This is a genomic window from Minwuia sp., from assembly GCF_048007105.1.
Taxonomy (GTDB): domain Bacteria; phylum Pseudomonadota; class Alphaproteobacteria; order Minwuiales; family Minwuiaceae; genus Minwuia.
Window position 1 is genome coordinate 4,134,613 of record NZ_CP180352.1, and the last position, 12,318, is coordinate 4,146,930.

Here is a 12,318-nt window from a genome sequence, read left to right on the forward strand (position 1 = left end):
GCATGCGCTGGACACTACTGACCGTGACGCTGGTCGCGGGCGCAGCCCTCGCTGCGCTCGCAGCCTCCGCCAAGATCGAGATCGCCGGACTTGCGGCGATCGCCCAGAACCAGGTGGCGCAGCTGGTCCGCCCCGACTACTCGGTCAGCGCCGAGAAAGCCGTGAAGGAAGTCCGGATCGGTGGCGAGAAGCTGCCCATGCGGATCTGGTTCGCGACCGTGATGCCTGGCGAGAAACTGCTGATCACCCTGCCGTCAGGCTACGCGATGCGCATCGACGGCAAGTTCCGCAGCCGCCGCGGCGCCGTCAATGAATGGCAGGCCCCCGAGAACCCGGGCACCACCGACATCATGATCCTGAAGCCGAACGGCGAGATGGTGAACCGCCTGAGCGTCTTCACCCTGGAACCTGCCGAAGACATGAAGGACGGCTGGCTGAACGGCTACCGCATCGGCAACTACGCAGCCGACGCGCCGCAGGGCTTCATCCGAATCGACGGCCCGGAAGACATGGAACTGCCGGTCTCGCCGCATTTCCGTATCGGTCAATTCATGTGCAAGCAGCAGCCGGATCACTGGCCGAAATACGTCCTTGTCACGCCGTCGCTGCTGACGCGGCTGGAGTCCGTGATGCGCGAGCTGAACGGCACCGGCACGACGGAGGCCGACACGCTCTTCGTGATGAGCGGCTACCGCACGCCGTTCTACAACACCGCCATTCGCGGCGCGAAGCGTTCCCGCCACATGTTTGGCGACGCCGCCGATGTGTACGTGGACCATAGCCCCCGCGACGGGGTCATGGACGACCTGTCGGGCGACGAAAGGGTCACGCGCGCGGACGCGAACTGGCTCTACGACTTCGCGTCGAAAACCTTCATTGCGAAGGCCGACATCCCCCAGGGCGGCATCGGCGCCTATGGCGCCAACGCCGTGCACGGACCTTTCGTCCATATCGACGGCCGCGGTCAACGCGCTCGCTGGGGCCGCTGACCGGTCTCCGGCTCCGGCCGGGACTGTTGGCGGGGTGCGCAACGCGCCCCGTCTTTTTCTGTCCGGTCCGGAGTTCCGAAGCCGAGGGTTCTGATCTAGCCTTTCCGGATGCTGGAGAAGACACGCTCACTCTATTTCGATTACCGGCCCTACCCTTTCGTTCCGCCGCCTGAACTGGCCGGGACGACGGTGTCGCATGCCGTCGCGATTGTCGGCGCTGGACCGGTCGGGCTTGCCGTTGCGCTGGGTCTGGCCCGGCAGGGCATCAGGAGCGTCGTCATCGAGGCCGGCGACACCGAGAGCGCCGGAAGCCGGGCGCTGTGCATCTCACGCCGCTCGATGGAGATCCTGCAGAACCTGGGCGTCGGCGAGGCCTTCGAGGCGATGGCCCTGCCCTGGACATCGGGGCAGAGCTTCTACCGCGGCGAGGTCATCTATCAACTCGAGATGCCGCATTCCGCCCATGAGCGCTATCACCCGATGAACAACCTGCAGCAGAACTTCATCGAGCGCCTGATGCTGGAAAAGGCCGCCGAAACCGGCCTGGTGGAAATCCGCTGGCGTTCGGAACTGAAGGGGCTGCGTGCCGGCGATGACGGGGTCGAACTCGATATCGCGACGCCGGAGGGCGACTATTGCCTCGACGCCGGCTGGCTCGTCGCGGCAGACGGCGCACGGTCCACGGTGCGCAGCCTGATGGGCCTGAAGCTGGCCGGCATGTCCTATTCCTCGGCCTATCTGATCGCCGACATCCGGATGCGGACGAACTCGCCGACCGAGCGCCGGGCCTGGTTCGACAGCCCGGTGAACCGCGGCTCGACCATACTGATGCACAAACAGCCGAAGAACATGTGGCGCGTGGACTATCAACTGCGCGACGAGGATGACGAGGAGGCGGAACTGCAGCCCGACCGTATCCGCCAGCGCATCAGCGACGTGCTGGAGATGGCGGGCGAGACCGCGCCGTGGGAACTGGACTGGTATTCCCTCTACAAGGCGCACTGCCTCTGTCTGGACAGCTACGATCACGGACGCGTCGCCTTCGTGGGCGACGCGGCGCATCTGGTGCCGATCTTCGGAGTGCGCGGACTGAATTCGGGGCTGGCTGACGCCGACAATCTCGCCTGGAAACTGGGCGCCCTTGTCCGCGGCGCCGCCGGCCCGGCGATCCTGGAGAGCTACACGCCCGAACGCCGCGCGGCCACGCTGGAGATCTTCCGCGAGGCGCGAAAGTCGACCAACTACATGACACCGCCAAGCCGGGGCTACCGGCTGATGCGGGACGCCAGCCTGTCGCTCTCGCTCAGCCAGGCCTGGGCCGGCGATCTCGCCAATCCGCGCCAGAGCGCGCCGCATGACTATGCCGGCAGCCCGCACAATTCATGGCCGGACGAGGATGCCGCCTTCGCGGCCGGACCGCGCGCCGGGGCGGTGGCGGCATCGGTCCGGCTATCCGGCGGCGCCTACCTGACCGACAGGCTGGCCGGCGAGGCCACGGCCCTCTATTTCACCGGTCAGGCCGGGGACACGAGGGTGCTGGCGGCGCTGGACGGCGCGGCGACATCCGCGCGTCCGCTCCGCGTGATCGCACTGGACCCGGGTCGCGAACCGGATGCCGCCGCCCGATACGGCGCGGTGCCCGGCACGCTCTACCTGTTGCGGCCGGACTGGCACGTCGCCGCGCGGGCGCGGACCGCGCCGGATGCCGAAGAGATCGCCCGCGCCGCCGGCCGCATCTGGGGAGATGCGTGATGGCGCTGGATCATGCCGGAACCGAGGCGCTCTACGACCGGCTGGCCGACGCCATCGACCGCGCCCGGACCCTCGGCGAGCCGGCGGAAATGGAAGCGATGCTCCTCGCCAAGCTGGCCTTCGTGGCGCTCAGGGAACTGGACGATCCGGAACGCGCGGCCGAACTCGTCGACCTCGCGCTGAAGGATCTGGACCGCCGGGACCCCTGAAACGAGAAAGGGCGCGGTCCGGAAACCGCGCCCCCTTCCCCTCCGCCGATGTGGCGGCAGTCAGTTCAGACGCTCGACGATGGTGACGTTCGCCAGTCCGCCGCCCTCGCACATGGTCTGCAGGCCGTAGCGGCCGTTGTTGTTCTTCAGCACGTTCAGCAGGGTCGCCATCAGCTTGGTGCCCGAGGCGCCCAGCGGGTGGCCCAGCGCGATCGCGCCGCCATTGACGTTCAGGCGGGCGTGGTCCGCACCGGTGACCTTCATCCATGCCATCGGCACGGGGGCGAAGGCCTCGTTGACCTCGTAGAAGTCGATGTCGTCGATCTTCATGCCGGTCTTCTTCAGCGCCCGCTCGGTCGCGCCGATCGGCTCTTCCAGCATGATGACCGGATCGCCACCGGTGATGGTCAGGTTGTGGATGCGGGCCAGCGGCGTCAGGTTGTAGCGCTTCAGGGCCTCTTCCGAGACGATGAGCGCGCCCGAGGCGCCGTCGCAGATCTGGCTGGCGTTCGCGGCAGTGATCCGGCCGCCTTCCTTCAGCAGCTTGACCGAGCCGATGCTTTCCATCGTCGCGTCATAGCGGATGCCCTCGTCGGAAGTGTGCATCTCGCGGCCGTTCTCACCCTCGATCTCGAGCGGGACGATCTCGTTGCTGAAGACGCCGGCCTGCGTCGCCTTTGCGGCGCGCTTGTGGCTTTCCAGCGCGAACTCGTCCAGCTGATCGCGGGTGAACTGATACTTCTCCGCCATCATCTCCGCGCCCATGAACTGGCTGAAGTTGATGCCCGGATAGCGCTCTTCCATCTTCGGCGACTTCGGCGAACCGAGGCCGGCTTCGGCGGCCAGACGGGTCGGCGAGCCCATCGGCACGCGGGTCATGCTCTCGACGCCGGCGGCGATGACCACATCCATGGTGCCGGACATGACGGCCTGGGCCGCGAAGTGCAGCGACTGCTGCGACGAACCGCACTGGCGGTCGATGGAGACGGCCGGCACGCTCTCGGGCAGCTTCGAGGCCAGCACGCAGTTGCGGCCGATGTGAAAGCTCTGCTCGCCGGCCATGCCGACGCAGCCCATGATCACGTCCTCGATGGCTTCCGGATCGATGCCGGAACGGTCCACCAGCGCGTCCAGAACGGCGCCGCCCATGTCGGCGGGGTGCCATCCGGCCAGCTTGCCGCCGCGGCGGCCGCCGGCGGTACGTACGGCGTCAACGATATAGGCTTCGGCCATGTCTTCTCTCCCATGTCGCAAGAAGGTCTGTCTCTGGGACCGTCTTAAACCCGAACGGAGATGAAATCACCAGTCCGGTTGACGCATGGGTTACCCGACGAAAGGCGCATTCGTGATTTGACAAAGTGACTAATTTTGTACATTTGACGCATCACCACCACGCAGGAGCCCGACCATGTCCAGCGCCGCCGTGTCAGCCGCACCGGCCAGAGCCGCCCTCAGCCGCCGCCACTTCCTGAAACTGAGCGCCGCCGCCTCGGCCGGTCTGCTCATCGGCTGCAGCGCCGAACTGGATACGATCGCCACACTGCCCGCGGAAGCCGGCGACGACGTCTTCCGCAACGCCTGGCTGCATGTCGATCCCGATGGCGGGGTCCTGTTCTTCGTCCCGGCATCGGAAATGGGCCAGGGCGTCCAGACCGCGCTGACCATGATCATCGCCGAGGAAATGGACGCCGACTGGTCGTCGATTCGGACGGTCTTCGCGCCCCGCCATTCGGCCTTCGAGAATCCGGCCTATTTCGTCCAGGTCACGGGCGGCAGCGCCTCGGTCGCGACCTACTGGGAGAAGCTTCGGAAGCTCGGCGCGACCGCGCGGGCCATGCTGGTGCAGGCCGCAGCAAACGAATGGCAGGTGCCGGCGGACGAGATCAGGGTCGAGAACTCCCGGCTCACCCACAGCGGCGGCAAGAGCGCCTCCTTCGGCGACATGGCCGCCGCGGCAGCCCGCCTCGATCCACCGTCCGATCCGCCGCTGAAGGCCGCTTCGGACTTCCGCCTGATCGGACAGCCCGTCAAACGGCTGGACACCGAGGCCAAGATCACGGGCCAGCCCGTCTACGGCATCGATACCGTCCTGCCTGACATGCTCTACGCCACCATCGCCCAGTCGCCGGTCTTCGGCGGAGATGTGGCCGGCATGGACGAGAAGGCGGCGCTGGCGTCGCGGGGCGTGAAGCAGGTGGTGAAGATTCCGGGCGGTGTCGCCGTCGTGGCCGACAGCTTCTGGCGGGCGAAGACCGGGCTCGAGGCGCTGGACGTCCGCTGGAACGATGGACCCAACGCGAACCAGAGCAGCGAAGGCTACACGGCCGCCATGAAGGCATCGCTTGCGGAGATGGACCAGGCGCGTTTCGACGGCGCCGTCGAAACGCTGGATGTGGAATACCAGACCGCCCTGCTGGCGCATCAGCCGCTGGAGCCGATGAACTGCACCGCGCATGTCACCGCCGATTTCTGCAGGGTCTGGGTGCCGACCCAGAACCAGCACGCCGCCGCCGTCGCCGCCCGCGAGGTCACCGGCCTCGACGACGATCAGATCGAGATCCACACCACCCATCTGGGCGGCGGCTTCGGGCGACGTCTGGAGAACGACTATGTCTATCAGGCGGTGATCATCGCCCAGGCCGCCGGCAAGCCGGTGAAGATGCTGTGGACCCGCGAAGAGGACATGCAGCATGACTTCTACCGGCCCATGTCGAGGGTGCGCTTCAGGGTCGGTCTCGGCCCCGACGGCCTCCCGGTCGGCTGGCACGTGAAGCTGGCCGAGCCATCGCATTTCGAACGAACGATCGACAGCAATGCGCCGTACCTGAAATGGATCCCGGTCGAGAGCATCGTCGGCGACGTCAACATGGGCGCGGGCCTCAGCCGGTCCATGGTCGAGAGCAACCCGTTTCCCTACGCCGTCGACGATCTGGACGTGGACACCGAGATCATGCCGTTCGGCGTACCGAACGGCTCCCACCGCTCGGTGCAGCATTCGCTTTCCGGCTATTGCAAGGAAGCGATGATGGACGAATGCGCCAACGCGGCCGGCCAGGACCCGATGGCCTACCGGCGCAAGCTGCTGACAGAGGAACCACGGTATCTGGGCGTGATGGATCTGGTCGCGGAGAAGGCGGGCTGGGGCAATCCGCCGCCCGGCCGCTTCCAGGGGCTGGCCGTGCACAAGTCCTTCGGCACCTGGGTCGCCGAGGTCGCCGAGATATCTGTCGAGAACGGCAGCGCGATCCGCATCCACCGTATCGTCTGCGCCGTCGACTGCGGCATGGTCATCAATCCGGCCATCGCCGAATCCCAGGTGACTGGCGCCGTCCTGTGGGGTCTGGAGGGCGCCATGTTCGGCGAGATCACCATCGCCGGCGGCCGGACCGAACAGAGCAACTTCCACGACTACCGCGTGCTGCACATGTCCGAAGCGCCGCCGGTGGAAGTGCATTTCGTGCCGAGTGGCGAAGCACCTTCCGGACTGGGCGAACCGGGCACGCCGCCGCTCGCCGCGGCGCTCACCAACGCCATCTTCGCCGCGACGGGCAAGCGGATCCGCGAACTGCCGATCGTCAATCAGGGCTTCAGCCTGGCCACGAACGCCTGAGGAGCGACGACCATGATTTCACTCAAGATCAACGGCCGCACCCACGACCTCGACATCGAACCCGAGACCCCGTTGCTGTGGGCGCTGCGCGACACTGTCGGTCTGCGCGGCACCCGTTTCGGCTGCGGCCAGGGCCTCTGCGGCGCCTGCACGGTTCATCTGGACGGCGTGGCCACCCGAACCTGCATCCTGCCGGTGGAGGCCGTCGGCGATGCGGAGATCACCACGATCGAGGGGCTGTCCGAGGACGCATCGCATCCCGTCCAACAGGCATGGCGGGAAATCGACGTGCCGCAATGCGGCTACTGCCAGTCCGGCCAGATCATGGCCGCCGCCTCGCTGCTCGCGGAGACACCGGATCCGACCGACAGCGACATCGACGCGGCGATGACCAACATCTGCCGCTGCGGCACCTATGACCGCGTGCGCAAGGGCATCCACCGCGCCGCCGAGATCGGCGCCGGGAAAGCGTGATCGCAGGCCTGTTTACCCGCCGAGGCGGCCACCGCTAACCTCTTCGCGCAATCGCGCGCAGCAAGAGGTTCTCCATGAAGCTGGCAACGGCTCTCCCTGCAAGGCCACTCAGGTTCATCCTGTTGTCCCTCGCCCTCGTCTGTCTGGCGATAGCGGCGTCGACAGGCACCGCCCGCGCCGGCGCCGGCGTCTTCGCCTGCGTCGTGGGCTTCAGCCCCTCCCAGTTGAAATCGGCGATCGAGTTCCGCGAGAGGCTCTGCCAGCAACGGCCGAGCGGCACATCCTGCGGCGACTGGGTCAACCGGCAGATCGGGGCCCCGACCGATGACGGCTTCCGCTTCATCTCGCTGGGATTCGCATGGAACGACGCCTATCTCGCCGACAATCCGAAACTGCCTGAGACGACGTTCTGGTACGAGCTTGAGTTCGACGGCTCGCTCGAGTCCGGTTTCCAGACCGAACGGCGCCGCGCCGACGCCGTGTTCCGCCGGTTTCCGGCCGAACAGCCACCGCGCGAATGCGCCATGCCGTCCGGCCAGCAACATCTTCCATTTCCAGATCGAGGGCGAACGGGTCTAGCTTTTTCAGGGCTGTCCGCCCGGCGTTTCCCGCTGCTGAACGGAACATGTGCGGGGAACGGCTGCGCAAATAGCGCTATCGCCTTCCGCCGTTTCCGCGCTATCTGCGCCGCGTTGCGCTTCGCGCAGGGGGAGGCTGACGGCCCATGGCCAGCTACGGGGAACATACCGAAGACCTGACGGACAGCTCCTACGCCTGGGGCCGGCTGGCGATCTCGCTGCTGCTCGCGACAATCGGCGGCATCGGCCTCTGGTCTGTCATCATCGCCCTGCCGGTCGTCGAGACCGCGTTCGGCGTGGACCGCGGCGGCGCCTCCCTGCCCTACACAGCAACGATGGTCGGGTTCGCGGTCGGCGGCATCGCGATGGGCCGCCTTTCAGACCGCTTCGGCATCCGCGTGCCGCTGATGCTGGCCGGCGTCTTCCTCTGCGCCGGCTACGTGCTGGCGTCGCAGGCGCAGTCGCTCTGGCAGTTCATCGCCGCGCAGGCGCTGCTGATCGGAATGCTCGGCTCATCGGCCACGTTCGGACCGCTGGTCGCGGACGTGACGCACTGGTTCCGCCGCCGCCGCGGCATCGCCGTGGCCATCGTCGCAAGCGGCAACTACCTGGCCGGGACGGTCTGGCCGCCCGTGCTGACCTGGCTGATCGAGACCTATGGCTGGCGCGATGCTCACATGACCGTCGGCATCTTCTGCGTCGTCACCATGCTGCCCCTGGCAATGCTGCTGAAGCGCCGCGCGACACTGGAAGACCCGCTTGCCGCAACCGGGACCGCCACATTCGGATCCATGACCGCCGGCCTTTCGCCCCGGACCCTGCAGATCCTGCTGGTGCTGGCCGGGCTGAGTTGCTGCATCGCCATGTCGATGCCGCAGGTCCACATCGTCGCCTATTGCGCCGATCTTGGCTTCGCTTCGGAAGCGGGCGCCACCATGCTCTCTCTGATGCTCGGTTTCGGCGTCATCAGCCGGCTGATCTCGGGCATCATCGCCGACAGGATCGGCGGCGTCGGAACGCTGCTGCTCGGCTCGACGCTGCAATGCATCGCGCTGCTGTTCTACCTGCCGTTCGACGGGCTGACGTCGCTCTACGTCGTCTCGGCCATGTTCGGGCTGAGCCAGGGCGGCATCGTGCCGTCCTATGCGCTGATCGTGCGCGACTACTTCAAGGCGTCGGAAGCCGGATGGCGGGTGAGCCTGGTTCTGATGGCAACGATCGTCGGGATGGCGATCGGCGGCTGGGTGTCGGGCGAGATCTACGACATCACCGGGTCCTACGCCGCCGCCTTCATGAACGGCGTCATCTTCAACCTGCTGAACATGTCTCTTGCGCTCTGGCTGCTGCTCAGCCGGCGTCCCCGAAAACCGCAGACCGCCTAGACGCGGATATCGACACCGGTGCGGCGGGTGGGCAGAACAGCATCCGCGGCCTGACCCGGCTGCATCTCCAGACGGCCGATGCCGCCGGCCACGACGGTCGAGACCGCCGAAACCGCACGGTCGAGCATGTCGGCAAAGCGCGCAGGCTGTCCGGGCTCGACGGCACCGAATGCGTTGCCGCTCTCATCCTGTCCGTTGCCGAACTCGTCCGCGCCTGATTTCGACGTCGTCTCGCCCGGACCGGCAGTAGCCCGGTCACTTTCGCTCGGGGCATCGACACGGCCATCCTCGCCGGTCTCGCCGAAGCGCGCTTCCTGTTCCTCGCGTTTCTGCGCGTTCAGTTCAGCCTGCGCGTCCGCCCGCTTCGCCTGCGCGTCGGCGGCGACACTGCGATCCTGCGACGACGGTTCCGATGGCGCCAGTGCAGCGCGCTTGACCTGGTCCATCTTGTCGATGGTCGCCTGCGGATCGCCCGGTATGGGCGAGGTGCTGATGGAGACATGGCCGCCAACGGCATAGCTGTTGCCGTCCGGGCCGCGCTCGAACTCGTAGGAAGGCGCGCTGGCATACCGGCCGCCGGCGCGCTGATGTGCCTGCTCGTGGGCGCGGACCTCCAGATCACGGGCGCGAAGCTCGCGCACCTGCTTCTTGTCTTCCTCGGATAGCTCCAGATCGGAGGCCGCAGGCTTCGCCGCCGCTTCCTCAGCCGGCTTGCGCGGCTTGCTGGCCTCTTCCTGGGCGGCAATGAGATTGTTGCCCGAGACCGAGGCGCCGCGTTGTCCCTGCACGGTAACCGGAGCCGCACCGTTCCGGTCGGTCCGCTCGAAGGCAGCCGGTTCCGCGCTTGCGGGCCGGACCGGCGCCTTCACGGGCGACGGCGGGGCGATCGGTTGCAGCGGCGCGATCACGGGCGCATCTCTGGCAGACTCCGGCTCATAGTGCCATTGAGCGCCGGAAAGATTAACGAACCGTCAGGAAATCCGGTTAACGCGTCTCCGGCATCGGACCGGCGAGCAGCCCCGGATCCAGCCGTTCCGTGAACCAGTTCACCCGCCAGTCCAGATGCGCGCCCGTCGAGCGGCCGGTCGAGCCGACCTCGCCGATTTTCTCGCCCTGCCGGACGGACCGGCCGACCTCGACCGACACCTTCGAAAGATGCGAATAGACGCTGGTCACGCCGTGACCGTGATCCAGCATCACCGTCCCGCCCGTGAAGTAGAGATCGGCTTCGGCCATCCGGACGACGCCATCCGTGGGCGCGACGACATCCGAGCCGGCCGGCGCGGCGATGTCGATGCCGAAATGCGGCCGGCGCGGTTCCCCGTTCAGCACGCGCTGACTGCCGAAGACGCCCGTGACGGTGCCGACGGACGGCCAGATCCAGTCCTGGCCAAAATGGCTCGCGTCCGTATCCAGCGCACGGACCCGCGCGATCTCGGCGTTCTCCCGGCGGATGCGGGCGAGCACATCTTCGGGTGGCGTCACCATCTTCGGCGGCAGTCCATCGATCCGCTGGATCTCGTAGTCGCGGCGGGCAACGTCGATTGTCTCGACCCTGTTGCCCACGGTCAGTATCACGCTCTCGCCGTGATCGCGGCCGAAGCCGAAGACGAACATCCCGTCCGGCGACACACGGACCGGCTTGCCGTCGACCGTCACAGGTGTCCCGGGCGCGGTGCGGCCGATCATCATGCCGCCCTGCACGGCATTGCCGGCGAGTTCGAAGGCTGCGGCGGGAAGGCCGAACAGGAGCAGCGCCGCCAGGAGAATGCCGGCTCCAATCCGCATCAGAAAAGGTCTCCCTGCTTCGGCTTCGGTGCGGACGGTCTGCTGCGACGGCGCGGCTGCGGCGCGTCACCGCCGGCGACGACCGGCTGGCGCCCGTCGTCGAACTCGATCTCGAGCGCGGCGCCGGGCTTCACCGAAGCCACGCGGGTCACGAGGCCTCCTGCATCGTCGCGGACGACCGCATAGCCCCGTTTCAGCGTCGCGCGATAGGAGAACCCCTCAAGCAGCCGCGCAGCGCCCTCCAGCGCCTTGCGCCGGTCGTCGAGCGTCCGCCGGATCTCCCGGCCCAGGGTCTGACCGGCGCGTCCGGTGCGGTCGCGGCCATCGCGGATCGGCTGACGCAGGATCGTCGGTCTCAGGCCGCCGGAGACATGGGTCAGCCGCTGGCGGCCCCGCCCGGCGTTCAGCTTCAGGGCGCGCGCCAACGCGTCGCCGAGGTCGTCGAGCCGCTGTCCATGGGTCTGCAGCAGGCGCCGCGGATCGACCAGCCCGCGGGCCAGTCCGGCGACCGCGTTGCGCCGCTCCACCCGCATCCGCCGCAGCGCCGACAGGCTCCGCCGGTGCAGGTCCGTCACCTGCATCGCGATCTCGCTCCGCACGGGCACGGCGATCTCCGCCGCCGCGGTCGGCGTCGGCGCGCGCCTGTCCGAAGCATGATCGATCAGCGTGGTGTCTGTCTCGTGTCCGACAGCTGAAATCAGCGGGATGGCGCTCTCGGCGGCCGCGCGCACGACGATCTCCTCGTTGAAGGCCCAGAGGTCCTCGATCGAACCGCCGCCGCGGGCGACGATCAGCAGATCCGCCAGCCCCTCGGTCATCGCGTTGAAACCGCGGATGGCGGCGGCCACTTCCTCGGCGGCGCCGTCGCCCTGGACCTTCACCGGCCAGAGCAGGACATGCCTCGGAAAGCGGTCCGCGAGCCGGTGCAGGATGTCGCGGATGACAGCGCCGGTCGGGCTGGTGACGACGCCGATCCGGGCAGGCAGGAAAGGCAACGGGCGTTTCCGCTCCGGCGCGAACAGCCCCTCGGCCGCAAGCTGCTTGCGGCGCTGCTCCAGCAGCGCCATCAGCGCGCCCTCCCCGGCCGGTTCCATCCGGTCGATGACAATCTGGTACTTGGAGCGCGCCGGATAGCTGGTGACGCGGCCGGTACAGAGCACCTCCAGCCCGTCCTCCGGGCGGAAGGTCAGGCGCGCCGCCTGCCCCTTCCAGACAATGCCGTCGATCACCGACTTGTCGTCCTTCAGACCAAAATAGAGGTGACCGGAGGCCGCGCGCTTGAAGCCCGAAATCTCGCCCCGAAGGGTCACATGGCCGAAGGCGTCTTCGAGCGTCCGCTTCAGCTTCTGCGACAGTTCGCTGACGGTGTATTCGGCTACGTTCGAACGGGAATCAGGGCGATCGCTTGGCATGGCGGCAGGCTAGCGCACTCGCCGCCCTCGGTCATGCGGCGCAAAAAAATTTGACCTGTCAATTAACAGCCGATTCATATTCGGATGCGAAACAGAAACGATAGATTGGCCATGTTGCATCGGG

At 67.3% G+C, this 12,318-nt stretch carries 11 protein-coding genes; 7 read left to right on the plus strand and 4 right to left on the minus strand.

Annotated elements, in window-relative coordinates:
• Nucleotides 1-2 precede the first annotated feature (2 nt).
• The 3 genes from ACMVY4_RS20100 (at nucleotide 3) to ACMVY4_RS20110 (ending at nucleotide 2,950) form a co-directional block, all read left to right on the plus strand.
• On the plus strand, nucleotides 3-989 hold the full coding sequence (locus ACMVY4_RS20100; RefSeq protein ID WP_416897727.1) for a D-Ala-D-Ala carboxypeptidase family metallohydrolase: 987 nt from the start codon (nucleotides 3-5) through the stop codon (nucleotides 987-989).
• A gap of 108 nt (nucleotides 990-1,097) precedes the next feature.
• Nucleotides 1,098-2,741, plus strand: coding sequence for an FAD-dependent monooxygenase (locus tag ACMVY4_RS20105; protein ID WP_416897728.1), 1,644 nt, complete (start codon nucleotides 1,098-1,100; stop codon nucleotides 2,739-2,741).
• Nucleotides 2,741-2,950 carry a hypothetical protein gene (locus ACMVY4_RS20110; protein ID WP_416897729.1) on the plus strand — a complete coding sequence of 70 codons (210 nt, stop codon included), beginning with the start codon at nucleotides 2,741-2,743 and terminating at the stop codon, nucleotides 2,948-2,950. Before ACMVY4_RS20105 ends, ACMVY4_RS20110 begins: the two co-directional genes overlap by 1 nt.
• 60 nt (nucleotides 2,951-3,010) lie before the next feature.
• On the opposite strand, the gene ACMVY4_RS20115 is transcribed toward ACMVY4_RS20110, so the two are convergent.
• Nucleotides 3,011-4,183, minus strand: a complete 1,173-nt coding sequence (locus ACMVY4_RS20115) for an acetyl-CoA C-acetyltransferase (RefSeq protein WP_416897730.1) — start codon at nucleotides 4,181-4,183, stop codon at nucleotides 3,011-3,013.
• Between the two features lie 175 nt (nucleotides 4,184-4,358).
• Between ACMVY4_RS20115 and ACMVY4_RS20120 the strand changes: the two genes are divergently transcribed.
• The 4 genes from ACMVY4_RS20120 (at nucleotide 4,359) to ACMVY4_RS20135 (ending at nucleotide 8,994) form a co-directional block, all read left to right on the plus strand.
• Complete coding sequence (locus tag ACMVY4_RS20120) at nucleotides 4,359-6,560, plus strand: molybdopterin cofactor-binding domain-containing protein (protein ID WP_416897731.1); 2,202 nt, start codon at nucleotides 4,359-4,361, stop codon at nucleotides 6,558-6,560.
• 12 nt (nucleotides 6,561-6,572) lie between these two features.
• Nucleotides 6,573-7,034 carry a (2Fe-2S)-binding protein gene (locus ACMVY4_RS20125; protein ID WP_416897732.1) on the plus strand — a complete coding sequence of 154 codons (462 nt, stop codon included), beginning with the start codon at nucleotides 6,573-6,575 and terminating at the stop codon, nucleotides 7,032-7,034.
• Between the two features lie 74 nt (nucleotides 7,035-7,108).
• The gene (locus tag ACMVY4_RS20130) at nucleotides 7,109-7,792 is read left to right on the plus strand and encodes a hypothetical protein (protein ID WP_416897733.1); all 684 of its coding nucleotides are present in this window, start codon (nucleotides 7,109-7,111) and stop codon (nucleotides 7,790-7,792) included.
• On the plus strand, nucleotides 7,759-8,994 hold the full coding sequence (locus tag ACMVY4_RS20135) for an MFS transporter (RefSeq protein ID WP_416897734.1): 1,236 nt from the start codon (nucleotides 7,759-7,761) through the stop codon (nucleotides 8,992-8,994). Before ACMVY4_RS20130 ends, ACMVY4_RS20135 begins: the two co-directional genes overlap by 34 nt.
• On the opposite strand, the gene ACMVY4_RS20140 is transcribed toward ACMVY4_RS20135, so the two are convergent.
• From ACMVY4_RS20140 to xseA, 3 genes are all read right to left on the minus strand, one after another.
• Complete coding sequence (locus ACMVY4_RS20140) at nucleotides 8,991-9,902, minus strand: putative metalloprotease CJM1_0395 family protein (protein WP_416897735.1); 912 nt, start codon at nucleotides 9,900-9,902, stop codon at nucleotides 8,991-8,993. The genes ACMVY4_RS20135 and ACMVY4_RS20140 overlap by 4 nt on opposite strands.
• Before the next feature lie 76 nt (nucleotides 9,903-9,978).
• Nucleotides 9,979-10,782: a M23 family metallopeptidase gene (locus ACMVY4_RS20145; RefSeq protein ID WP_416897736.1), complete on the minus strand. Its 804-nt coding sequence runs from the start codon at nucleotides 10,780-10,782 to the stop codon at nucleotides 9,979-9,981.
• Nucleotides 10,782-12,194: an exodeoxyribonuclease VII large subunit gene (gene xseA / locus ACMVY4_RS20150; RefSeq protein WP_416897737.1), complete on the minus strand. Its 1,413-nt coding sequence runs from the start codon at nucleotides 12,192-12,194 to the stop codon at nucleotides 10,782-10,784. Before xseA ends, ACMVY4_RS20145 begins: the two co-directional genes overlap by 1 nt.
• Nucleotides 12,195-12,318: the final 124 nt, after the last annotated feature.